General features: G+C 51.6%; 19 protein-coding genes. 12 read left to right on the forward strand and 7 right to left on the reverse strand.

Going from position 1 to position 24,968, the window contains the following annotated elements:
• The first annotated feature begins 5 nt into the window (after nt 1-5).
• The 6 genes from OGX90_RS07230 to OGX90_RS07255 all read left to right on the forward strand — a co-directional run bounded on the left by OGX90_RS07230 (nt 6) and on the right by OGX90_RS07255 (nt 6,662).
• A complete protein-coding gene (locus OGX90_RS07230) occupies nt 6-626 on the forward strand; it encodes a YfgM family protein (RefSeq protein WP_003835172.1) in 621 nt (206 codons plus the stop codon).
• Between the two features lie 10 nt (nt 627-636).
• Entirely contained in the window at nt 637-1,815 is a 1,179-nt protein-coding gene (gene bamB / locus OGX90_RS07235) for an outer membrane protein assembly factor BamB (protein WP_008785453.1), read from the forward strand.
• Between the two features lie 118 nt (nt 1,816-1,933).
• A complete protein-coding gene (gene der / locus OGX90_RS07240; protein ID WP_003835168.1) occupies nt 1,934-3,406 on the forward strand; it encodes a ribosome biogenesis GTPase Der in 1,473 nt (490 codons plus the stop codon).
• Between the two features lie 300 nt (nt 3,407-3,706).
• Nucleotides 3,707-5,248: a peptide MFS transporter gene (locus OGX90_RS07245; protein WP_003835166.1), complete on the forward strand. Its 1,542-nt coding sequence runs from the start codon at nt 3,707-3,709 to the stop codon at nt 5,246-5,248.
• Nucleotides 5,249-5,311: 63 nt separating this feature from the next.
• Nucleotides 5,312-6,394: a Gfo/Idh/MocA family oxidoreductase gene (locus OGX90_RS07250; protein WP_234103882.1), complete on the forward strand. Its 1,083-nt coding sequence runs from the start codon at nt 5,312-5,314 to the stop codon at nt 6,392-6,394.
• 52 nt (nt 6,395-6,446) lie between these two features.
• A complete protein-coding gene (locus OGX90_RS07255) occupies nt 6,447-6,662 on the forward strand; it encodes a zinc ribbon domain-containing protein (protein ID WP_286623428.1) in 216 nt (71 codons plus the stop codon).
• Here OGX90_RS07255 and xseA read toward each other — a convergent pair.
• Nucleotides 6,659-8,032 carry an exodeoxyribonuclease VII large subunit gene (gene xseA / locus OGX90_RS07260; protein ID WP_234103877.1) on the reverse strand — a complete coding sequence of 458 codons (1,374 nt, stop codon included), beginning with the start codon at nt 8,030-8,032 and terminating at the stop codon, nt 6,659-6,661. The two genes, OGX90_RS07255 and xseA, sit on opposite strands and share 4 nt — an antisense overlap.
• Before the next feature lie 160 nt (nt 8,033-8,192).
• Between xseA and guaB the strand changes: the two genes are divergently transcribed.
• A complete protein-coding gene (guaB, locus tag OGX90_RS07265) occupies nt 8,193-9,659 on the forward strand; it encodes an IMP dehydrogenase (protein ID WP_003037756.1) in 1,467 nt (488 codons plus the stop codon).
• Nucleotides 9,660-9,722: 63 nt separating this feature from the next.
• On the forward strand, nt 9,723-11,300 hold the full coding sequence (guaA, locus tag OGX90_RS07270) for a glutamine-hydrolyzing GMP synthase (RefSeq protein ID WP_149607872.1): 1,578 nt from the start codon (nt 9,723-9,725) through the stop codon (nt 11,298-11,300).
• A 121-nt stretch (nt 11,301-11,421) separates the two neighbouring features.
• Here the strand turns inward: guaA and mscS are convergent, their stop codons facing one another.
• Together mscS and OGX90_RS07280 are read right to left on the reverse strand one after the other, a co-directional pair.
• Entirely contained in the window at nt 11,422-12,300 is an 879-nt protein-coding gene (gene mscS / locus OGX90_RS07275) for a small-conductance mechanosensitive channel MscS (RefSeq protein ID WP_032944199.1), read from the reverse strand.
• A 364-nt stretch (nt 12,301-12,664) separates the two neighbouring features.
• Nucleotides 12,665-12,868 (reverse strand): YfgG family protein, encoded by a 204-nt coding sequence (locus tag OGX90_RS07280; protein ID WP_286623431.1) that lies wholly within the window; start codon nt 12,866-12,868, stop codon nt 12,665-12,667.
• Between the two features lie 351 nt (nt 12,869-13,219).
• Between OGX90_RS07280 and OGX90_RS07285 the strand changes: the two genes are divergently transcribed.
• Nucleotides 13,220-15,490, forward strand: coding sequence for a bifunctional diguanylate cyclase/phosphodiesterase (locus OGX90_RS07285; protein WP_286623434.1), 2,271 nt, complete (start codon nt 13,220-13,222; stop codon nt 15,488-15,490).
• On the opposite strand, the gene ppx is transcribed toward OGX90_RS07285, so the two are convergent.
• The 4 genes from ppx to purM form a co-directional block, all read right to left on the reverse strand.
• Nucleotides 15,470-17,011 carry an exopolyphosphatase gene (ppx, locus tag OGX90_RS07290; protein WP_286623439.1) on the reverse strand — a complete coding sequence of 514 codons (1,542 nt, stop codon included), beginning with the start codon at nt 17,009-17,011 and terminating at the stop codon, nt 15,470-15,472. The two genes, OGX90_RS07285 and ppx, sit on opposite strands and share 21 nt — an antisense overlap.
• Nucleotides 17,012-17,015: 4 nt before the next feature.
• Nucleotides 17,016-19,082, reverse strand: coding sequence for a polyphosphate kinase 1 (gene ppk1 / locus OGX90_RS07295; RefSeq protein WP_032944192.1), 2,067 nt, complete (start codon nt 19,080-19,082; stop codon nt 17,016-17,018).
• A gap of 216 nt (nt 19,083-19,298) precedes the next feature.
• Nucleotides 19,299-19,940 (reverse strand): phosphoribosylglycinamide formyltransferase, encoded by a 642-nt coding sequence (gene purN, locus OGX90_RS07300; protein ID WP_286623441.1) that lies wholly within the window; start codon nt 19,938-19,940, stop codon nt 19,299-19,301.
• Nucleotides 19,937-20,974: a phosphoribosylformylglycinamidine cyclo-ligase gene (gene purM, locus OGX90_RS07305; protein ID WP_020996702.1), complete on the reverse strand. Its 1,038-nt coding sequence runs from the start codon at nt 20,972-20,974 to the stop codon at nt 19,937-19,939. The genes purN and purM overlap by 4 nt, the downstream gene beginning before the upstream one ends.
• Nucleotides 20,975-21,269: 295 nt before the next feature.
• Between purM and OGX90_RS07310 the strand changes: the two genes are divergently transcribed.
• The 3 genes from OGX90_RS07310 (at nt 21,270) to uraA (ending at nt 24,896) form a co-directional block, all read left to right on the forward strand.
• Complete coding sequence (locus OGX90_RS07310; RefSeq protein ID WP_048224988.1) at nt 21,270-22,700, forward strand: 6-phospho-beta-glucosidase; 1,431 nt, start codon at nt 21,270-21,272, stop codon at nt 22,698-22,700.
• A gap of 183 nt (nt 22,701-22,883) precedes the next feature.
• Nucleotides 22,884-23,510, forward strand: a complete 627-nt coding sequence (gene upp, locus OGX90_RS07315) for a uracil phosphoribosyltransferase (protein ID WP_003835110.1) — start codon at nt 22,884-22,886, stop codon at nt 23,508-23,510.
• Nucleotides 23,511-23,606: 96 nt separating this feature from the next.
• Entirely contained in the window at nt 23,607-24,896 is a 1,290-nt protein-coding gene (gene uraA, locus OGX90_RS07320) for a uracil permease (RefSeq protein WP_003835107.1), read from the forward strand.
• Nucleotides 24,897-24,968 lie beyond the last annotated feature (72 nt).

Genomic DNA, 24,968 nt, shown 5'->3' on the forward strand with positions numbered 1-24,968 from the left:
ACAGCGTGGAAATTTACGAGAACGAACACGACCAGGTTGATGCGGTAAAACGCTTCTTTGCTGAAAACGGCAAGGCGCTGGCTGTTGGGATCATTTTAGGGGTTGGCGCGCTGGTTGGTTGGCGTTACTGGACCAGCCATCAGACGGAGTCCGCACGCTCTGCTTCTTTGGCATATCAAAATACGGTGACTGCGGTTAGCGCGGGTAAACCGGACAGCATTCCTGCCGCTGAGAAATTTGCTGCAGAGAATAAAAATACCTACGGCGCGCTAGCTTCACTGGAACTTGCGCAGCAGTTTGTTGACCAAAATGAACTTGAGAAAGCCGCAAGTCAGCTGCAACAGGGCTTAGCTGCGACCAGCGATGAAAATCTCAAAGCGGTGATTAACCTGCGTCTGGCTCGTGTTCAGGTTCAGCTTAAACAGGCTGATACCGCGCTGAAAACACTCGACACCATTAAAGGTGAAGGGTGGACGGCCATTGTTGCCGATCTGCGCGGTGAAGCGTTGCTGAGCAAAGGCGACAAACAAGGTGCGCGTAGCGCATGGGAAGCGGGTGTGAAAAGCGATGCCTCTCCTGCTCTGAGCGAAATGATGCAGATGAAAATCAATAATTTGTCCATCTGAGAGGGACCCGATGCAATTGCGTAAATTACTTCTGCCAGGGCTGCTTTCCGTTACCCTATTGAGCGGCTGTTCACTGTTTAGTGGCGAAGAAGATGTCGTTAAGATGTCCCCATTACCGGTGGTTGAAAACCAGTTTACTCCGTCTACGGAATGGAGCACCTCCGTAGGTAACGGTATTGGTGATTTCTATTCCAATCTTCACCCTGCGCTGGCGGATAACGTTGTCTATGCAGCCGATCGCGCTGGTGTAGTGAAAGCATTGAACGCAGGCGACGGTAAAGAAGTCTGGTCTGTGAATCTGGGTGAGAAAGACGGCTGGTTCTCCCGTGCATCTGCACAGCTTTCTGGCGGTGTAACCGTGTCTGGCGGACATGTTTACATTGGCAGCGAAAAAGCACAGGTTTATGCGTTGAATACCAGCGACGGTACCACCGCATGGCAGACGAAAGTCGCCGGTGAAGCGCTGTCTCGTCCTGTTGTGAGCGATGGCGTAGTTTTGATCCACACCAGCAACGGCCAGTTGCAGGCATTAAACGAAGCTGATGGCGCCATCAAATGGACCGTTAACCTCGACATGCCTTCCCTGTCTCTGCGTGGTGAATCCGCTCCGGCAACCGCCTTTGGCGCAGCTATTGTCGGCGGTGATAACGGTCGCGTGAGCGCCGTGCTGATGCAGCAAGGCCAGATGATTTGGCAGCAGCGTATCTCTCAGGCGACAGGCCCAACGGAAATCGATCGTCTGAGCGACGTTGATACCACGCCGGTTATCGTCAATGGCGTTGTTTACGCGCTGGCTTATAATGGTAACCTGACGGCGCTGGATCTGCGCAGCGGTCAGATTATGTGGAAACGCGAACTGGGCTCGGTGAATGATTTCATCGTCGACGGTAACCGTATCTACCTGGTTGACCAGAATGACCGCGTACTGGCGCTGACCACCGATGGCGGCGTGACGCTGTGGACGCAAAGCGATCTGCTGCACCGTCTGCTGACGTCCCCGGTATTGTATAATGGCAATCTGGTCGTCGGTGATAGCGAAGGCTACCTGCACTGGATTAACGTTGACGATGGTCGTTTTGTTGCCCAGCAGAAAGTCGACAGCTCAGGTTTCCTGACCGAGCCGGTCTCTGCTGATGGTAAACTGCTGATCCAGGCGAAAGACGGTACGCTGTACTCCATTACGCGTTAATCGTCCCGGCCGCTCGCTTTGAAAAACGGCTCCTGGTGCAGGGGCCGTTTTACTGTTTTTAACAACGGGGCAAAAAATGAGCCCGTTGTCTGATGATTTTTTAAATGAGGCTTTAAACATGGTACCTGTGGTCGCGCTTGTCGGGCGCCCTAACGTTGGCAAATCCACGTTATTTAACCGTCTAACTCGCACCCGAGATGCGCTGGTTGCGGATTTCCCGGGTCTGACTCGTGACCGTAAGTACGGTCGTGCGGAAATTGAAGGCCGTGAGTTTATCTGCATTGATACCGGCGGTATTGATGGCACCGAAGACGGTGTTGAAACCCGTATGGCGGAACAGTCGCTGTTGGCTATCGAAGAAGCAGACGTTGTGCTGTTCATGGTGGATGCGCGTGCTGGCCTGATGCCAGCGGATGAAGCTATTGCTAAACACCTGCGTTCGCGCCAGAAACCGACGTTCCTGGTCGCCAACAAAACTGACGGACTCGATCCTGACCAGGCGGTTGTTGATTTCTACTCATTGGGTCTGGGTGAAATTTATCCGATTGCGGCGTCCCATGGTCGTGGTGTTCTCAGCCTGCTGGAGCATGTTCTGCTGCCGTGGATGGATGACGTTGCTCCTCAGGAAGAAGTGGATGAAGACGCAGAATACTGGGCGCAGCTTGAAGCCAAAGAAAACGGCGAAGAAGAGCCTGAGGACGATTTCAACCCGCAGGATTTGCCGATTAAACTGGCAATCGTCGGCCGTCCGAACGTAGGTAAGTCCACGCTTACTAACCGTATTCTCGGCGAAGACCGCGTGGTGGTTTACGACATGCCGGGAACCACGCGTGACAGTATTTATATTCCGATGCAGCGCGATGAACGCGAATATGTGCTCATCGATACCGCGGGCGTACGTAAGCGCGGCAAAATTACCGAAGCGGTAGAAAAATTCTCAGTAATCAAAACGCTGCAGGCAATTGAAGATGCCAACGTGGTGATGCTGGTGATTGACGCGCGTGAAGGGATTTCCGATCAGGACCTGTCGCTGCTGGGCTTTATCCTCAATAGTGGGCGCTCACTTGTTATCGTTGTGAACAAGTGGGATGGCCTGACGCAGGAAGTAAAAGAGCAGGTCAAAGAGACGCTGGACTTCCGTCTGGGCTTTATTGATTTTGCGCGCGTACACTTTATCTCTGCGCTGCACGGTAGCGGCGTGGGTAATCTGTTTGAATCGGTCCGTGAAGCATACGATAGCTCTACACGTCGCGTGAGCACCGCGATGCTGACGCGCATCATGACCATGGCAGTAGAAGATCATCAGCCGCCGCTGGTGCGTGGTCGTCGTGTGAAGCTGAAATATGCCCATGCCGGTGGTTATAACCCGCCAATCGTGGTGATTCACGGCAACCAGGTCAAAGACCTGCCGGATTCCTACAAGCGCTATCTGATGAACTATTTCCGCAAGTCTTTGGACGTAATGGGGACGCCGATCCGTATTCAGTTCAAAGAAGGGGAGAACCCGTTTGCGAACAAACGTAATACATTAACGCCGACTCAGATGCGTAAGCGTAAGCGTCTGATTAAGCACATCAAAAAAAGCAAGTAACTGTTGCTGATGCAGATAAAAACCCGCGCTTGTCGCGGGTTTTTTTTCGTCTGCCCATTGCTGATCTCCCCCTGTGTAAAGTCAATCACTATTCGTTTTTTGCCAAGTTTAAATCTAAGAAAGTAGACATTTGTCGAGTTTTCATCTTAAAGTCCGGGGGCTGGTACTAGACAAAACTAGCCTTAGGTTATCAAATGGTTAAATAACTTTTCGCCGCATGTAAAAAATCGGTCAGATACGTAACTGGCTGGCGTACATCGCGGTGTTTACACGCACGACGACATAACTTTCGGGAGAATTATGCAATCCTCTGTTAATCAAAAAGAAAGCCGAACTTTCTTCGGTCATCCTTACCCGCTCGGCTCGCTGTTCTTCACAGAGATGTGGGAGCGCTTCTCGTTTTACGGCATTCGCCCGTTACTGATCCTGTTTATGGCTGCTACCGTTTATGACGGCGGCATGGGGCTGGCGCGTGAAAATGCCTCGGCGATTGTGGGTATCTTTGCCGGTACGATGTATCTCGCCGCGCTGCCAGGTGGCTGGCTGGCGGATAACTGGCTCGGCCAACAGAAAGCGGTGTGGTACGGTTCCATTTTGATTGCGCTCGGTCACTTGTCGATCGCGCTCTCGGCCATTATGGGGAACAACCTGTTCTTTATCGGCCTGATGTTTATCGTGCTCGGTTCCGGTCTGTTTAAGACCTGTATCTCAGTGATGGTTGGCACGCTGTATAAAAAAGGCGATGCGCGTCGCGACGGCGGTTTCTCGCTGTTCTATATGGGCATCAATATGGGGTCGTTTATCGCGCCGCTGATCTCCGGCTGGCTGATTAAATCCCACGGTTGGCACTGGGGCTTTGGCATCGGTGGTATCGGGATGCTGGTGGCGTTGATCATCTTCCGCGTGTTTGCCGTTCCATCGATGAAACGTTATGACAGCGAAGTGGGTCTGGACTCAACCTGGAATAGCCCGGTAGTGAAACGTAACGGTGTGGGCGCGTGGCTGCTGGCGCTGGCCGTCGGCGTAGCCGTTATCGTTACGCTGATTGCGCAGGGCGTGATTGTGATAAATCCGGTCGCGGTTGCCAGTATGCTGGTGTATGTGATTGCCGCCTCCGTCGCGCTCTATTTTATCTACCTGTTTGTGTTTGCTGGTCTGAATCGCAAAGAGCGCGCCAGACTGCTGGTCTGCTTTATCCTGCTGGTTTCCGCCGCGTTCTTCTGGTCTGCGTTTGAGCAGAAGCCAACCTCGTTCAACCTGTTCGCTAACGACTACACTAACCGTATGATCGGCGATTTTGAAATCCCGGCGGTCTGGTTCCAGTCGATAAACGCACTGTTTATCATTCTGCTGGCACCGGTATTCAGCTGGGCGTGGCCGAAACTGGCGAGCATGAACATTCGCCCGAGCAGCATCACCAAGTTCGTTATCGGTATTCTCTGTGCCGCTGCAGGCTTTGGTCTGATGATGCTGGCAGCGCAAAACGTTCTCAGTAACGGTGGCGCAGGCGTCTCCCCATTCTGGCTGGTGGGCAGTATCCTGATGCTGACGCTTGGTGAGTTGTGCCTGAGCCCGATCGGTCTGGCGACCATGACGCTGCTGGCTCCGGAAAGAATGCGCGGGCAGATGATGGGCCTGTGGTTCTGCGCCAGTGCGCTGGGTAACCTGGCCGCAGGTCTGATTGGTGGTCATGTGAAGGCCGACCAACTGGATATGCTGCCGGATCTCTTCGCTCGCTGCTCGATTGCGTTGCTTATCTGCGCCGCGGTACTGATCGTCCTCATTGTGCCGATCCGTCGCATGCTGGAGAATACGCAAACTAAACCGGCTACTAGCGCCTGATAACACCTCGATTGTGCCGGGGCAGACGTGATGTCCCGGCCAATTCATTTACGAGGTGAGAACATGCTGTTAGGGTTTGTTGGGCTTGGCGCAGTCGTTGAAACGGCATACTTGCCCGCATTGCGTAAACTTTACGGTGATTCCCTGGGCTGTGTGGGATTTGACGTGCAACCCGCAAAACAGCCCGCTGGTGTGACACGCTGTGCATCGCTCGCTGAACTTCTTGCAACACCGCTTGATACCCTGTTTATCACCACCGCATCCCTGCATCATCTCGATGTGCTTGAACAGGCGCTGGCCGCTCCCATCGCACGAATCGTGGTTGAAAAACCGATTGTTGCCACGCTTTCCCAAATTGAAAAACTGAAAACGCTGCTGGAGCAACCCGACGCTGCCGACCGTGTGCTGGCGCTCGACCACTGGATGGCGCGCAATGGCGCAATGCAGCTGGCATTGGGAAAACTCGGTGCGCAGTGGCAGGGCGATAACCCACAACAGGCACTTGTCTCTCACTTTTCAGACGTTGTTAAAATCGACGGTTTTTTGCAGGAGCCGAGCGGATATAACGCTACAGGAGAGCCGATCGCGCTCAACTTTGCCACTGGTGAGCCAGATACGCGTGAGCTTCGCCACCCGGACGGTGTGATTCTGGACATTGGCACACACGTACTGGCCATGCTGCGTGAAACAGTGCGTTACCTGGGCGGTAATGACAGCATGACCCTGCAGGTGAAGAGCGCTAAAGACCGTCTGGGACGTAACATCATCCAGGGTGACCTGACCACGGCTGAAGGAGAGGCGCATCTGCAAGGACTGATTAGCGGTGTACCGTTGGATATCTGGCTGAATAAATACGCGGGGCCTGCTGGCGGACAAAAAGGTCTGCGCCTTTATCTGCGTGATGGGCGTATCATCAGCTACGACCGACGGGGTGCCGACGATGTGCTCGAATTGATTGACGGTGATGTTGTGCAACGCTGGTGTCTGCCTGGTACGATTTATGCCCATTGTCTGGCGGAACATATTCTGGGGACGCAAAGTCTGTTTGAACGCAGCCCGCAGGAGGTGAGCCGCACGACGCAGCGCAGGCTGGATGAGGTAGAACGATTACTGATCCTACAGCAACAGTTGCGTGGTTCACACTAAGCGTATCATGGTAAAATTAGCGCAGAATTGAACGCCATTTAAAGGAGTCACCATGTCGATGACCTGCCCGGATTGTCATGCAGAACTGGAACCACAAAACGGTGTGGCACACTGTGAAAACTGTAAAAAAGATATTCCGTTAGAAGCCCGCTGCCCGGAGTGCCATCAGCCACTCCAGGTGTTACAAGCCTGCGGCGCGGTGGATTACTTCTGTCAGAATGGTCATGGTCTGATTTCGAAGAAACGTGTGGAGTTTGTGCCGGTTTAATCTGGCTTTTTCTTACGCGTTTTCTTTGCCGTCGTTACGCCTTTCACTTCGCTCTCTACCCAGCCGTCTGACAGGCGGGTAGTGAGCACATCACCGGTTTTTACCTGTTTGGTCTGCTTCAGCACTTTGCCGTCGGTCGCGGTAGTGACGCTATAGCCGCGAGCGAGCGTCGAGAGAGGACTCACCGCTTCAAGATGCGTCACCACATTACCGAAGCGTTCTCGCTGTGCACTTAAACGTGCGCGGATATTCTCTGCCAGACGGTACTCCAGTTGCTGAATACGGGTTTGCGCCCGATAAATGCGCGGCTGTGGGTTTTGCTGGCTCAGGCGTTGACTTACGCGCTGTTGGCGCTGATTGGCCTGCTTAATCTTATTCTCAAGAGCGAAATTCATCCGCTGACGCAGCCGCTCCAGCACGGTCTGCTGACGGGCCAGACGCAGTTGCGGATGTTGCTGTTGCAAACGGTGATGAAGCTGGGTAAAGCGACGAGTACGGTTGGCGATGTAGTAGTCCATCGCCATCTCCAGACGCTGCTGGCCATGCTGAATTTGACGCAGTAGTTCCAGTTGATTGCGGCTGACAATTTCCGCCGCTGCCGATGGCGTAGGCGCCCGTAAATCTGCAATAAAATCGGCAATAGTGACATCTGTTTCGTGGCCGACGGCGCTTACCACCGGGATGCGGCTGGCAAAGATTGCCCGTGCTACGCGTTCGTCGTTAAAACTCCACAAATCTTCCAGAGAACCGCCGCCGCGCCCGACGATAAGCACATCACACTCGCCCCGCGCGTTCGCCAGCTCAATGGCGCGAACGATCTGTCCTGGCGCATCGTCGCCCTGGACCGCGGTCGGGTAGATAATAACGGGCAGGGATGGGTCACGACGCTTCAGCACGTGGAGAATGTCGTGCAGCGCAGCCCCGGTTTTCGAGGTAATGACCCCAACGCAGTGAGCCGGAGAGGGTAGTGATTTTTTGAACTGCTGATCGAATAGCCCTTCAGCATGCAGTTTGGCTTTGAGTTGCTCATATTTTTGCTGCAACAAGCCTTCGCCAGCTGGCTGCATGCTCTCAACAATTATCTGGTAGTCGCCACGCGGTTCGTACAACGTAATGTTAGCGCGTACCAGGACCTGCTGACCGTGCTGTGGGCGGAACGTTACCCGTCGATTGCTGTTGCGAAACATCGCGCAGCGTACCTGGGCTGTGTCATCTTTGAGCGTGAAATACCAGTGACCGGAGGACGGCTGAGTGAAATTCGAGATTTCACCGCTGATCCAAACTTGTCCCATTTCCTGCTCAAGCAGCAAACGAACCGTCTGATTTAGGCGGCTTACGGTAAAAATTGAGGTGGTCTGAGAGGATAACATGTGAGCGGGATCAAATTCTAAATCAGCAAGTTATTCAGTCGAAAGTAACATGCTCACAGAGGAGCGCAAGGTTTTTTTGCAAAAAAGTGTGGATGCAATCGGTTACGCTCTGTATAATGCCGCGGCAATATTTAATAACCTCCCAGGTGAGATATTGCCCATGCTACGTATCGCAAAAGAAGCCCTGACGTTTGACGACGTCCTCCTCGTTCCCGCTCATTCTACCGTTCTGCCGAATACTGCTGACCTCAGCACCCAGTTGACGAAAACCATTCGCCTGAACATTCCTATGCTCTCCGCAGCAATGGACACCGTGACGGAAGCGCGCCTGGCAATTGCCCTGGCCCAGGAAGGCGGCATCGGTTTTATCCACAAAAACATGTCCATCGAGCGCCAGGCTGAAGAAGTTCGCCGCGTGAAGAAACACGAATCTGGCGTGGTAACTGACCCACAGACCGTACTACCAACCACTACTCTGCGCGAAGTGAAAGAACTGACCGAGCGTAACGGCTTTGCAGGCTACCCGGTGGTGACTGAAGATAACGAACTGGTCGGCATCATCACCGGCCGTGACGTGCGTTTTGTGACTGACCTGAACCAGCCGGTTAGCGTATATATGACGCCAAAAGAGCGTCTGGTGACCGTTCGTGAAGGCGAAGCGCGCGATGTCGTTTTTGCCAAAATGCACGAAAAACGCGTTGAGAAAGCGCTGGTTGTTGATGACAGCTTCCACCTGCTCGGTATGATCACCGTAAAAGATTTCCAGAAAGCAGAACGTAAACCTAACGCCTGTAAAGACGAGCATGGTCGTCTGCGCGTTGGTGCAGCGGTAGGTGCTGGCGCAGGTAACGAAGAGCGTGTAGACGCGCTGGTTGCCGCTGGCGTAGACGTTCTGCTGATTGACTCCTCTCACGGCCACTCTGAAGGCGTTCTGCAGCGTATCCGTGAAACTCGCGCTAAATATCCTGACCTGCAGATCATCGGCGGTAACGTTGCTACGGGCGCAGGTGCTCGCGCGCTTGCTGAAGCTGGTTGCAGCGCAGTTAAAGTGGGTATCGGCCCTGGCTCCATCTGTACTACCCGTATCGTGACCGGCGTCGGTGTTCCGCAGATCACTGCCGTTTCTGATGCCGTTGAAGCGCTGGAAGGCACCGGTATTCCGGTTATCGCCGACGGCGGTATTCGTTTCTCCGGCGACATCGCTAAAGCGATTGCTGCTGGTGCTGCCGCAGTGATGGTTGGCTCCATGCTGGCGGGTACTGAAGAATCCCCGGGTGAAATCGAACTGTACCAGGGCCGTTCTTACAAATCTTACCGCGGTATGGGTTCTCTGGGCGCGATGTCCAAAGGGTCTTCTGACCGTTACTTCCAGAGCGATAACGCTGCTGACAAACTGGTCCCGGAAGGTATCGAAGGTCGCGTTGCCTATAAAGGTCGCCTGAAAGAGATCATTCACCAGCAGATGGGCGGCCTGCGCTCCTGTATGGGTCTGACCGGCTGTGGTACTATCGACGCGCTGCGAACGAAAGCAGAGTTTGTACGCATCAGCGGTGCGGGTATTCAGGAAAGTCACGTTCACGATGTGACCATCACCAAAGAGTCCCCTAACTACCGCATGGGCTCCTGATAAGTTTCCGCGCCCGGCTATATGCCGGGCGAATTTGTTTCACTTGCCTCGGAATTAGCGTCAATGACAGACAATATTCATAAACATCGCATTCTCATCCTCGATTTCGGCTCGCAGTACACTCAGCTGGTTGCACGTCGCGTACGTGAACTGGGCGTCTACTGTGAACTGTGGGCATGGGATGTTACGGAAGCACAAATTCGCGAATTCAACCCAAGCGGTATCATTCTTTCCGGTGGTCCGGAAAGTACCACCGAAGAAAACAGCCCGCGTGCGCCGGAATACGTTTTCAATGCGGGCGTGCCGGTGTTCGGCGTGTGCTACGGCATGCAGACCATGGCAATGCAACTCGGTGGCCATGTTGAAGGTTCTAACGAACGTGAATTCGGCTATGCGCAGGTTGAAGTTCAGACCGACAGCGCGCTTGTCCGCGGTATTGAAGACTCCCTGACCTCAGACGGCAAACCGCTGCTGGACGTGTGGATGAGCCACGGCGACAAAGTGACCGCCATTCCGGAAGGTTTCGTGACCGTTGCCAGCACCGACAGCTGCCCGTTCGCTATCATGGCGCACGAAGAAAAACGCTTCTACGGCGTGCAGTTCCACCCGGAAGTTACCCACACCCGTCAGGGCATGCGCATGCTGGAGCGTTTTGTGCGCGACATCTGCCAGTGTGAAGCGCTGTGGACGCCGGCAAAAATTATCGATGACGCCGTTGCCCGCATTCGTGAGCAGGTTGGCAATGATAAAGTTATCCTTGGTCTGTCCGGCGGCGTTGACTCCTCCGTGACCGCGATGCTGCTGCACCGTGCAATCGGCAAAAACCTGACCTGCGTGTTCGTCGACAACGGTCTGCTGCGTCTCAACGAAGCTCAGCAGGTGATGGATATGTTCGGCGACCACTTTGGCCTGAACATCGTTCACGTGGAAGGCGAAAAGCGTTTCCTGGACGCGCTGAAAGGCGAGAACGACCCAGAAGCTAAACGTAAAATCATTGGCCGCGTATTCGTGGAAGTATTTGATGAAGAAGCGCTGAAGCTGGAAGACGTTAAGTGGCTGGCGCAGGGCACCATCTACCCGGACGTGATCGAATCCGCGGCATCAGCCACCGGTAAAGCGCACGTTATCAAATCTCACCACAACGTGGGCGGTTTGCCGAAAGAGATGAAGATGGGTCTGGTTGAGCCGCTGCGTGAGCTGTTCAAAGACGAAGTGCGTAAGATTGGTCTGGAGCTGGGCCTGCCGTACGACATGCTGTACCGTCACCCGTTCCCGGGACCGGGTCTGGGCGTACGTGTGCTTGGCGAAGTGAAGAAAGAGTACTGCGACCTGCTGCGTCGCGCGGATGCTATCTTCATTGAAGAGCTGCACAAAGCTGACCTGTACAACAAGGTAAGTCAGGCGTTCACCGTGTTCCTGCCGGTTCGTTCCGTTGGTGTGATGGGCGATGGCCGCAAGTACGACTGGGTTGTTTCCCTGCGTGCGGTAGAAACCATCGACTTTATGACCGCGCACTGGGCACACCTGCCGTATGACTTCTTAGGCCGCGTCTCTAACCGCATTATCAACGAAGTGAACGGTATTTCCCGCGTGGTGTATGACATCAGCGGTAAGCCGCCAGCTACCATTGAGTGGGAATAATATCCCTTTCCGTTAGCGGTTTTTGAACCGGTAATATGCAGAAAACCCTCTGTTTACAGAGGGTTTTTTATTGCACGCATTTCAGCAAATACTTCAGGCGCATGTTCTGCAGGAAAGTACGCTAATCGACCAGTTGCAGCTGAGACTGTTGCTGAGGTGCGACATGCTGAATACGCACATCCATCTGTGGATAGGGTAGGTCGATGTGGTTGGCGTCCAGCGCCTCTTTAATGTTTTCCAGCAGATCGTAATAGGTATTCCAGTATTCGATATTGGGCACCCATACGCGCACGTAAAAATTCAACGCTGAAGCGCCCAGTTCGCCCAGACGAACGGTTACCCCACGTTGCTTATCGATGCGGCTGTCCTGCTCGATAATGTGATTAATAACTTGCTTAACCTCTGCAATCCGACTCTGATAACCCACACCAATCACCAGATCGATACGACGAAAAGGGTGACGGGAATAGTTAATGATGTTGTCAGCGATGATCTTACCGTTTGGAATCACAACTTCTTTGCTGTCCGCGGTTAGCAGGGTGGTGGAGAAGATGTGCACCTTTTCTACTGTTCCGGTGACTGCACCAATCTGCACTACTTCTCCGGCGCGAAAAGGCCGCAGGGAAACCAACAGCACGCCAGCGGCAAAGTTGGAAAGCGAGCTTTGTAACGCGAGGCCAATGGCTAGTCCGGCGGCACCGATGACGGCAATAATGGAGGATGTTTCAATACCGATGCGACCTAATGCGGCGACGACGGAAAAGGCGAGGGTAATGTAACGTACCAGCGCGGTGAAGAACTGAATGATCGTTCTGTCGACTTTACGTTTAAGCAGTAACTTTTCCAGCCCACGAGAGAGCAGACGAGCGATAAATTTACCGATAAACAATAAGATCACGGCGGCAACGATATTCCAGCCGAATTGAATGACAGCATCGCTGTGCCCGGCGATCCACTCAAGGCCGCTTCTTATTTTCGGGAATAATAAAAAACCACTCATGGTATTACCCTGTAGAATTTAAAAATGATAACAATTCAAATAACTATTTAATTTTCATGCGAAATATAAATGCTTGCGTCAGTGATATTTGCTGGTGATATTAATTAGCGTTTATTTGAGCACTGTTTGTCTTTTTATGTCCGCTAAACCGGAACGTAAAAATCAGCGCGAATGGTGCGGTGAAGTGGGATGAAAAGATTGTGCATTTGTGCGAAAAATACGGCCGATTATCTGATAATTAAGCGGGAGAGGGGGGATGTGTGTAAAGTTTCGTCACTCAAATCCCTTACCGGATGGTTAAATGTCAGGCGATTAGCCATCCGGTAAGGAATCTTAATGCTGGGGGTATCACAGGCGCGAGCGATCAATGTTCGTCGGTTTGTGCAGGATCTGTCTGTTGCGGCTGAGTGGTCTGCTGAGATTCTTTTTTGTCCTGGTGGTGATGCCACGCACCAATGGCGGAGTAGACGAAGCGTCCGAAGAAGAAGAGAAAGCTGATAAGCAGTACGATCCGGATCATGCGACTGTTAAATCGGTGTCGTTTGCGTAGGCTGGTAACCTGGCTCACAAAAGGTTCCTTGTAGTGTACCCAACTGAGGGCAATACTCACATTAAGGCATACTGAGAGGGAATGGTCAATTCTTCCTTATGTAAAATTGCTTCAGTTGTTTTATCTTCTTATGTTATGGAAATTAATATTATTATTTGCATGAATAATGTATTAACGATAAAAAATAATGAAAAGAGTAATAATTGATGAATGAGGGGCATGTTTTTTGATATGTATCAAGCATCACACTTTGCTGACAACTAAAATCGATGAATCATTGTGATGTATTTTACTTTATCGTTTTAAAGTCAGGTGGGATGCCTGTCTGAATACCCCCCTACAGGATGTGTGGGATTCTACTGAGCATCTATGAAACTCAATAAAAATTATATTGGTATTAGAGATAGATGGTGGGCATTACCTCTCATCTTACCTTCTTTGTTGTTGCCTATATTGAGCACTGCCACCACCTATGCCCATATTAGTACGGGGACCGTAATTCTTTTCTACCTGCCGTTAGCGCTGATGATTAGCCTGATGCTTTTTTTTGGCTGGGCGGCATTGCCAGGTATTATCATTTCCATTATCTGGTACAAATATCCGCAGGTCGGGTTATTTGAAACACTTTCAATAATTTCGCACTTTATAGTTACAATCGTGCTTAGCTGGGGAGGATATAAAGTATTTTCTCCCCGACGAAACAACGTTTCCCACGGTGATTCTCACCTGATGTTTCAGCGTATGTTCTGGCAGGTCTTCTGCCCGGCAACGCTGTTTCTGATACTCTTCCAGTTTGCTGCATTTGTGGGTGTTTATGAAAGCAAATCCGGCATGGTGGGCGTTATGCCCTTCAATACAGGCACATTGATCAACTATCAGTCCATACTCGCGGGGAATCTTGTAGGTGTGCCACTGTGTTATTTCATCATTCGAACAATTCGCAACCCCTTGCATCTGAGAGGCTATTTTTCTCAGTTAAAGCAGCAGTTTGATACCAAAGTGACTAAAACAGAGTTTGCGGTCTGGTTGATTATATTGACTGTGCTAATGGCAATGTTGTGTATGCCGCTCAATGAACAAAGCTCAATATTTAGCACGAATTATACCTTGTCACTGTTACTTCCCGTCATGCTTTGGGGGGCAATGCGTTACGGTTATAGATTTATTTCGTTGATATGGGCGGTCGTACTTATTACCGCAATTCATTATTATCAGCGCTATATGCCATGGTATTCGGGTTACGATACGCAGCTTGCCATTACCTCATCAAGTTATCTGGTTTTTTCCTTCATCGTGAATTTCATTGCTGTCCTGGCAACGCGTCAACGTTTTGTTACCCGGCGCAACCATCGCCTGGCCTTCTTTGACCCTATGGTGCATATTCCGAATTTGCGCGCTTTGAACCGGGATTTGAAAAACGCGCCATGGTCAGTGCTTTGCTTTTTGGGTGTTCCGGGCATGGAGCTGCTGGTGAAAAATTACGGCATTATGCTGCGTATCCAGTACAAGCAAAAACTGGCTCAGTGGATAACACCGTTGCTTGAACAGGATGAGCATGTCTATCAATTGTCAGGTAATGATTTAATCCTGCGTTTTAACACTGAGCTACACCAGGAACGCATTGAAGCACTGGACAGGCATATCAAGCAGTTTCGTTTTGTTTGGGACGGAATGCCTTTGCAACCGCAGGTTGGGATCAGCTTTTGCTATGTCCGTTCTCCTGTTAACCATATCTATTTGTTGCTGGGAGAGTTAAGTACCATTGCCGAATTATCGCTGGCAACCAATTCACCAGAGAATTTGCAGCGGCGTGGTGTGATGCACCTGCAACGCGACCTGAAAGATAAAGTTGCGATGATGAACCGTATTCAGCAGGCACTGGAGAACAATCGCTTTTTCCTGGAGGCGCAGCCGATTTTTGGCGTGCGTGGCGACGTTTATCACGAAATCCTCCTGCGGCTTGAGGGGGATGACGGTGAAACTATTGCCCCTGATAACTTCTTGCCGGTAGCCCATGAGTTTGGTTTGTCCTCCCGTATCGATCTGTGGGTGATTGAAAATACGTTGAAATTTATGGCGCAGAATCGGGAAAAAATGCCCGCCCACCGGTTTGCTATCAACTTATCACCCACCTCAGTATGTCGCGCGCGACTTCCTAATGACATCAATCAGTTACTGAATAAGTACAAGGTTGAAGCATGGCAACTTATCTTTGAAGTGACGGAAAGCAATGCCTTGACCAATGCGGAACAGGCACAGGCAACGTTGCTGCAGCTGCAATCACTGGGCTGTCAGATTGCGATTGATGATTTTGGTACTGGGTATGCCAGCTATGCGCGGCTGAAAAATGTGAATGCCGATATCCTGAAAATTGACGGTAGCTTTATTCGCAATATTGTTTCGAACAGCCTCGACTACCAAATCGTGGCCTCTATTTGCCATCTGGCGCGGATGAAAAGAATGCTGGTGGTTGCGGAGTACGTCGAAAGCGAAGAAATACGCAGTGCGGTGATTTCGCTGGGGATTGATTACATGCAGGGGTATCTGATTGGTGAGCCACTGCCGTTGAATGAAACTCTGGAAAAGCAGGTGCCAGATGAACTGACACCTGCTGAGATCTTATGCGGCGATATCGGGTGAGCTCTCTTCTTCAATTTTGAGTCGCCAGCCTGTTACGGCTTCCCAGTATTGCTGCTCTTTCTCCAGATCGAGCAGCACCAGCGCATTTTGGCTAAACCAGTCATGCGGGAAGCGTAAGGTCCAGTGGCTGTCGTCGGTTATCAGGGTCAAAGTCGGCGGTGTGGTGGTCGCCTGACGCTGATTATTCAACAGCACGCCCAGGCGCAGCAGCTGAATTAACGGCAGAAACTGTTTCTTCTTAAACAGCGTAAAGCGGGGCAAGTCGTCGAGCTTAATCGCTTTGCGATGATAACGAACTAATGTTGCCATCATCAGCTGTTGTTCCTGATTGAAACCAGGCAGATCGCTGTTTTGTAAGATATACGCAGAGTGGCGATGCAGACCGCTGTGGTTGATGTTCAGCCCAACCTCATGCAGCATTGCTGCCCAACGCAGTAACGCTTCCAGTTGGGGATTGGCCAGCTTTGGCTGCTGCGTATGCCACTGGTCGTACATTTGCATCGTTGTTTCTAGTACGCGCCGGGCCTGTTCGCTGTCAATGTTGTACTGGTTCGCCAGGCTGCTGGCGGTACGGCTACGAACATCCTGGTGGCGAAAACGGCCTTCCATCTCGTACAGCACGCCTTCACGTAACGCACCATCAGAAAGGCGAAGTTCGCGAATAGCTAACGCGTCAAAAACGCCGCACAGAATCGCGAGTCCGGGTACAAACACTGCTTTTCTTTCTTCTGACAACCCAGGCAAGCTGAGCGCATCAAATGACGCGTGCTTCAACACTTCAGATGTCAGCTTGTCCAGACGTTCGGGGGTGATAAAACCGTCTTTTTCACCCATCTCCAGCAGCACTTCATGGGCTGCTTTAATGGTGCCCGATGCGCCCAGCGCAACGTTCCAGCCCTGAATGCGAAACTGCCAGGTTAAGGTTTCGAGCTTTTGCGCAGCCGCCATGCGGGCACGCTGGAAGTTTTCGCGGTTAATTACACCGCGCGGGAAATACATCTGGGCAAAGCTGACGCAACCCATACGGCGGCTTTCGACCAGTTTAGGCTCGAAATCTTCTCCGATCACCAGTTCTGTTGAGCCGCCGCCGATATCGATAACCAGCTTGCGACCTTTTTCCGGCTGCGTATGTTCAACGCCCATAAAGATCAATCGGGCTTCTTCGTTGCCGGAAATAATCTCAATTGGGTAGGGGATGACTTTTTCCGCTCGCTTGAGAAAATCAGTCGCATTCAGTGCCTGACGCAAAGTATGGGTTCCCACGATACATACGCTTGATGGAGGAAACCCCTGCAAACGTTCGGCGAACAGTGATAAACAGCTTAGCCCGCGCTCCATGGCCTCTTCGCTCAGCTTGTTATCTTCGCCGAGGCCATCCGCCAGATGTACGCGTTGTTTCAGTCGCCCAATAATTTGCATTGCGCCATCAACCACGCGGGCAATGACCATATGGAAACTGTTTGAACCAAGGTCGACCGCAGCAAATTCCTGCGGTCGTGGAGTCTTGTCTTGTATTGGCATATCTTTAGTCAGGTTGCTCGAGTGATTTGATGTAATCGTAAATCGCCAATTGTGACTGAACCTTACGGCGGTTTCCGCGCGGTACGTAGCGATTACTCAGTTCTTTATCAATAAAGCGGGCTTTCACCGTGTCGCTGAACAGGATATCGATAATATCCAGCACGCGTTGCTTAAGACGCGGGTCCAGCAGCGGCGTGGCGACTTCGATACGATAGTCGATATTCCTGGTCATCCAGTCTGCGGAGGAGAGATACACCTGCTTGTCACCCCCGTTCTCGAAGATATAGACCCGATCATGTTCAAGATAGCGATCAACGATGCTGATAACGCGAATATTGTCGCTGATACCTTCCAGATTCGGAATCAAAGAACACATACCACGAATCAACAAATTGACCGGCACACCTGAGCTTGAGGCCGCATAGAGGCGGTCAACCAGACCTTTATCAACCAGGTTATTCAGTTTTAGCGTAATGCCGGAAGGCAGTCCTTGCTGCGCGTTGGCGATTTCTTTGTCGATCATCGCGTACAGCAGACGGCGTGAGTTCTGCGGGGAAACCAGCAGATAATCGAACGTCACCGGGCGATACGGGTTCTCGATGAAGTTAAACACCCGACGCACTTCGTTGGTAATGCGCGAATCGGCGGTCAGCAACGAGTAGTCGGTATACAGGCGTGCCGTTTTTTCGTTGAAGTTCCCCGTCCCGATATGCGCATAGCGCACGACTTCATCACCTTCTTTACGCGAGATAAGGAACAGTTTGGCGTGAATTTTCAGTCCTGGCGCGGAGAAGATGACGTGAACGCCTGCTTCGGTAAGACGCTTGGCCCAATGGATGTTGGCTTCTTCATCGAAGCGGGCCTGCAATTCCACCACCACGGTGACTTTCTTACCGTTGTGCGCGGCATGGATCATTGAATCTATGATGCGTGAATCTTTTGCCACACGGTAGATGTTGATCTTTATAGCCAGCACGCTCGGGTCGAAAGAGGCCTGGCGCAGCAGTTCAAGAACGTGCTCAAAGGTGTGATAGGGGTAATACAGCAGCACGTCGCGTTCGCGAACGGCGTCAAAGCCGTTACGAAACTTCTCGTTGTCGAACCAGATATGGCGCAGACGCGGCAGCGGTTTGTTCACCAGGTTAGCTTTGCCAACGTTAGGGAAGTTAATAAAGTCTTTGAAGTTATGGTAACGCCCGCCGGGAACAATCGAGTCGTAGCGAGAAATCGTCAGTTTTTCACGCAGAACTTCGACCAGTGCATTGGGCATGTCACGCTGATAGACAAAACGTACAGGTTCTGCGGTCAGACGCTGTTTCAGGCTGGATGACATAAGCTCCATCAGGCTCGATTCCATCTCGTGCACCAAATCGTATTCGGCGTCACGGGTCATTTTCATCGAATAGGCGTTCAGTGCATCGTAGTCAAAGAACCCTTTGAAAATGTCGTCAAGGCAGTAACGTAAGATGTTGTCCAGCAGGATCATCGGTTTGCGACGGCGCGGGGTTTCCGGCGGCAGATTCACAAAACGAGGAACCTTGTCGGAAGGAATTTCCAGCAGCGCGTAGCGGATCGTATCGCCACGGATAATTTCTACCGCCAGATAGGTGTAGTCATCTTTCAAAAACTGGACTAAATCCGTCTCGCGGTTAATCAGGATCGGCGTGATGTGCTGGCGAAGATATTGCTTGAAGTAATGACGCAACCAGCTTTGCTGATTGACCGACAACTGGCGTTCGTTGATTAAGAAAATCTGATTGCGCGCCATTTCCAACAGCAACTCGTTGTACAGGCCGTCAAATTCCTGATCGGCTTTTAATACGCGGGCCTGGATTTTGCCTAACAAATGGCGGGAGTGAGAGTTTGAACCCTGTTCTTCGCTAATAATGATTCGGCGCTTCAGTTCGGCAAAACGAACCTTATAAAACTCGTCGAGATTATTGGAATAGATACCTAAGAAACGCATCCGTTCGATCAACGGGTTTGACTTATCAGCAGCTTCCTGGAGTACACGTTCGTTGAACGCTAACCAGCTGAGTTCTTTCTCGATGTATAGCTTTTCCTGACCCATTACCACTTTTACTCCGTTTCATTCACGGGACACTACCGATTTATTATGGCGAGCATTGCTCTCAGATGTCCAACTGTGCCAGAAAAATATGACAATAAACCGTCTGATAGCAAAGAGAAAGGGGGAGCGTAGATGAATACCGGTGGTATTAACCGGAAAAGGTAGTTATGCCTGTAAGCCGGATGGTGACATTCGGCTTACAGGTTGGTTTTTTTATTATTCGTCGGCGGCGTAGCCTTGTGGCGGCAAACGAACGCCATCCAGCCAAGCAGCGTTATCACGCATCTTCAGGCGACCGTCGATAAACCAGCTTACCACCAGCGGGTAAATGGTATGTTCCTGAGCCTGAACCCGTGCCGTGACGTCATCTTCGCTGTCGCCTTCAAATACTGGGACTTTGGCCTGGAGAATGACCGGTCCGCCGTCCAACTCATCCGTCACGAAATGGACTGAGGTACCATGTTCTTCATCGCCGTTTTCCAGTACCTGGCGGTGCGTATGCAGGCCGGGATACTTCGGCAATAAAGACGGGTGGATATTCAGCAATCGTTCAGCATAGTGAGCGACAAACGCCGGGCTGAGGATACGCATATAACCGGCCAGCACCACGACATCGGGTGCATAGGCGTCAATCTCTTGTATCAGTTGGCGGTCGAATGCTTCGCGACTGGCAAACTGGGCGGCTTCCAGCGAGTGTGCCGGAATATTCGCTTCGCGTGCGCGCTCAAGGCCGAACGCATCGGCCTTGTTACTGAATACTGCACGTATGGTGCCATTGATTTTTTTCTGTTCGCAGGCGTCGATTATCGCCAGCAAATTGCTTCCGTTGCCGGAAATGAGCACCACAATGTTTTTCATTCAATGACCACACGCTGTTCGGAATCAGAAGCTTTGATGATACCGATTTTCCATGCGTTTTCACCTTTCTCATTGAGCAAAGCAAGGGCTTTGTCCACTTCCGGAGCTGGCAGGGCGATAACCATACCTACACCGCAGTTAAAGGTGCGATACATCTCATGCTGGCTGACGTTACCCGCCGTTTGCAGCCAGTTGAAGACGGCTGGCCACTGCCATGAAGATTCGTCGATCACTGCCTGCGTGTTGTCTGGCAGAACGCGTGGAATATTTTCCCAGAAGCCGCCGCCGGTCAGGTGGGCAATGGCGTGCACATCAACCTTCTCGATCAGTTCCAGAATGGATTTCACGTAAATGCGGGTAGGGGCCAGTAAGTGATCGGCCAGCGGCTTGCCTTCAAGCTCGGTGGTTTCTGGGTCACAACCGCTGACTTCTACAATTTTACGCACCAGAGAGTAGCCGTTGGAGTGCGGGCCGCTGGAGCCGAGCGCAATCAGTACGTCACCGTCAGCCACTTTTGAACCGTCGATAATCTCTGATTTTTCGACGACGCCAACGCAGAAACCTGCCACGTCGTAATCTTCGCCGTGGTACATCCCCGGCATTTCAGCTGTTTCCCCACCGACCAGCGCACAGCCAGACTGCAGGCAGCCTTCGGCAATCCCGTTAATGACGCTGGCTGCGGTGTCCACATCCAGTTTGCCGGTTGCATAGTAGTCGAGGAAGAACAGCGGCTCAGCGCCCTGAACCACGAGGTCGTTGACGCACATTGCGACGAGGTCAATGCCGATAGTGTCGTGGCGTTTCAGATCCATCGCCAGACGCAGTTTTGTACCAACGCCATCAGTGCCGGAAACCAGTACCGGTTCACGATATTTTTGCGGCAATGCGCACAGCGCACCGAAGCCACCCAGACCACCCATAACTTCCGGACGACGAGTTTTCTTTACTACGCCTTTGATTCGATCAACCAGAGCATTACCTGCATCAATATCAACACCGGCATCTTTGTAGCTAAGAGAGGTTTTATCGGTCACTGCCTGCTTCCCCACATGTTTACTTGCAGTAAAAGTTAAATTCGGCGCAATTCTAACAGGGAAAGCAAACGTTTGCGAGCCTGCTCTGCATCAAGTTTTATCTGCTGGTTTTTTCAGCATTTTACAATCATTTATCTATTTGTTTGAGCTGCGCCACGAAAATGAAACCGGGTACAGTCTTGTGCTTGAATCCTGTTAGCCGAATGCACAGTATCGTACTGAAACCGGTTTCTGTTTTCTGTTGCGGACCTCATCGACAGCGTTTTGCGCAGAGTCATCACGATAGGGGAAGGGTATGTCAGGATTTAAAGCAGATTTCATGTGGGGTGGTGCTGTCGCTGCTCATCAACTGGAAGGTGGCTGGCAGGAGGGCGGAAAAGGCGTCAGCGTTGCCGATGTCATGACCGCGGGAGCGCATGGTGTGGCGCGTGAAATTACCGACGGTGTGATTGCCGGTAAAAATTACCCTAACCACGAGGCCATCGATTTTTATCATCGCTATAAAGACGACATAAAGCTGTTTGCCGAAATGGGGTTTAAATGTTTTCGCACCTCTATTGCCTGGACACGTATTTTCCCCTTCGGCGATGAAGAACAACCCAATGAGTCTGGCCTACAGTTCTATGATGACCTGTTTGACGAATGCCTGAAATACGGCATTGAGCCGGTGATTACGCTGTCGCATTTTGAGATGCCTTACCATCTGGTGACGGAGTACGGCGGCTGGCGCAACCGCAAGCTTATCGATTTCTTTGTCCGTTTTGCCAGGGTGGTATTCACTCGTTACCAGCACAAAGTGAAGTACTGGATGACGTTTAATGAGATTAACAACCAGGCAAATTATCACGAAGATTTCGCGCCCTTTACTAACTCTGGTCTGAAATACCAGCCTGGCGAAGACCGCGAGCCGGTCATGTACCAGGCGGCGCACTATGAGCTGGTGGCAAGCGCGCTGGCGGTAAAGGTCGCGCGTGAGATTAACCCGGAATTACAGATAGGGTGCATGATTGCCATGTGTCCAATCTATCCGCTGACCTGCGCGCCAGACGATATGATGATGGCGATGAATGCCATGCACCGGCGTTACTGGTTTACTGACGTCCATGTTCGCGGCAAATACCCGCGGCATCTTCTCAACTACTTTACCCGCCGTGGCTTTGAACTGGATATCACCGAGGAAGACCGTCAGGCGCTGACCGAGGGCTGCGTTGATTACATCGGCTTTAGCTATTATATGTCTTTCGCAACCCAGGCAACGGCGGACAACCCACAGCTGGATTACGACGAGTCGAAAAGCCTGGTTTCCAACCCGTACGTGCAGAAATCTGACTGGGGCTGGCAGATTGATCCGGTTGGCCTTCGTTATTCACTGAACTGGTTCTGGGATCATTATCAGCTGCCACTATTTATTGTGGAGAATGGGTTTGGCGCCATTGATGTGCGCGAGGACGATGGTACAGTTAACGACCAGTACCGTATCGACTACCTTGCCGCCCACATACGTGAGATGAAAAAAGCGGTGGTGGAAGATGGCGTGGATCTGATGGGATATACCCCGTGGGGCTGCATTGATTTAGTCTCTGCCGGGACAGGGGAGATGAAAAAACGCTACGGGTTTATCTATGTCGATAAAAATAATGACGGTAGCGGGACATTAACGCGCTCACCTAAAAAATCTTTTTCATGGTATCAAAAAGTCATCCAGACCAATGCTGAATATCTTTGAAATTCATAGCTTTGACAGCAAGCCCCGCCATCAGTGCGGGGCTTGTTTTATACTCATCATTCAGACGCAAATGACTTTGGTTGATCCATATCAAGCGTATGCAGTGTTGCGCCAGAGAGGAAAAGCGGTATAATCCGGCGATTTTTTTTGTGGTTGCCATTCGTCTGAGGAAAGGAGAAGAGTATGAAGATCGTGGAAGTCAAACACCCACTCGTCAAACACAAGCTGGGACTGATGCGTGAAAACGACATCAGCACTAAACGCTTTCGTGAACTCGCCTCGGAAGTTGGCAGTCTGCTGACTTATGAAGCAACCGCTGGTCTGGAAACCGAAAAGGTGACCATTGAAGGCTGGAACGGTCCAGTTGAAGTTGACCAAATCAAAGGCAAAAAAATCACCGTTGTGCCTATCCTGCGTGCGGGTCTGGGCATGATGGAAGGCGTTCTGGAAAACGTTCCGAGCGCGCGTATCAGCGTTGTTGGTATGTACCGTAACGAAGAGACGCTGGAGCCGGTTCCGTATTTCCAGAAGCTGGTTTCTAACATCGATGAGCGTATGGCGCTGATCGTTGACCCAATGCTGGCAACCGGCGGCTCTGTTATCGCCACTATCGATCTGCTGAAAAATGCAGGCTGCACCAGCATTAAAGTGCTGGTCCTGGTTGCGGCACCGGAAGGTATCGCGGCACTGGAAAAAGCGCACCCGGATGTGGAGCTGTACACCGCCTCCATCGATCAGGGACTGAACGAGCACGGATACATTATTCCGGGGCTCGGCGATGCCGGCGATAAGATTTTTGGTACTAAGTAAACGAATAAGTGAAAAGAAGCCGACTTTAAGAGTCGGCTTTTTTTTGAATAAAACAACCCAATGGCTAATAACAAACAACACTCAGAGGAAAACACTATGACGCGCCGTGCTATCGGGGTGAGTGAAAGACCGCCGCTTTTACAGACAATCCCGCTTAGTTTGCAGCACCTGTTCGCCATGTTTGGCGCAACGGTACTGGTGCCAGTCCTGTTCCACATCAACCCGGCTACCGTTCTGCTGTTTAACGGCATTGGTACGTTGCTGTATCTCTTTATTTGTAAGGGTAAAATTCCCGCATATCTGGGTTCCAGCTTTGCCTTTATTTCCCCGGTACTGCTGCTGCTGCCGTTAGGGTATGAAGTGGCGCTGGGCGGTTTCATTATGTGCGGCGTCTTGTTCTGCCTGGTTTCTTTCATTGTTAAGAAGGCAGGAACCGGCTGGCTGGATGTCATGTTCCCGCCTGCGGCGATGGGCGCAATCGTTGCCGTCATCGGTCTGGAGCTGGCTGGCGTTGCTGCAGGCATGGCGGGGTTACTGCCTGCTGAAGGGCAATTACCGGATTCAAAAACCATCATCATTTCTATGGTAACGCTGGCGGTAACGGTCTTTGGTTCCGTATTGTTCCGCGGTTTTATGGCGATTATCCCGATTCTGATCGGGGTGCTGGCCGGTTATGCGCTCTCCTTCGTGATGGGCGTTGTGGACACTACGCCGATTGCGCAGGCCCACTGGTTCGCGCTGCCGACGTTCTACACGCCGCGTTTTGAGTGGGTTGCCATTCTGACCATCCTGCCAGCGGCGCTGGTGGTCATCGCTGAACACGTCGGGCATCTGGTGGTGACGGCGAATATCGTGAAAAAAGATTTGATTCGCGATCCTGGCTTGCATCGTTCTATGTTTGCCAACGGTCTGTCTACGGTAATCTCTGGTTTCTTCGGCTCTACGCCGAACACCACGTACGGCGAAAACATCGGCGTAATGGCGATTACCCGCGTTTACAGTACCTGGGTTATCGGCGGTGCGGCAATTTTCGCCATTCTGCTCTCCTGCGTGGGTAAACTGGCGGCGGCGATCCAAATCATTCCACTGCCGGTTATGGGCGGCGTATCACTGCTGCTGTACGGTGTGATTGGTGCTTCTGGTATTCGCGTACTGATCGAGTCGAAGGTTGACTATAACAAGGCGCAGAACCTGATCCTGACCTCGGTTATTTTGATCATCGGCGTAAGTGGCGCGAAAGTTCACATCGGTGCCGCAGAGCTGAAAGGCATGGCGCTGGCGACCATCGTTGGTGTCTGTCTGAGCCTGATTTTCAAAGTTATCAGCCTGCTGCGTCCGGAAGAAGTCGTGCTTGACGCGAAAGATGCAGACAGTCCGCAACAGTAAATCTCTGACCGGGCGGCAGCGCTGCCCGGTTCTATCGCGACGTATTTCTGTGTTAAACTCAACGCGATTTTA

The sequence above is a fragment of the Citrobacter sp. Cpo012 genome (assembly GCF_030333015.1).
GTDB lineage: Bacteria > Pseudomonadota > Gammaproteobacteria > Enterobacterales > Enterobacteriaceae > Citrobacter > Citrobacter portucalensis.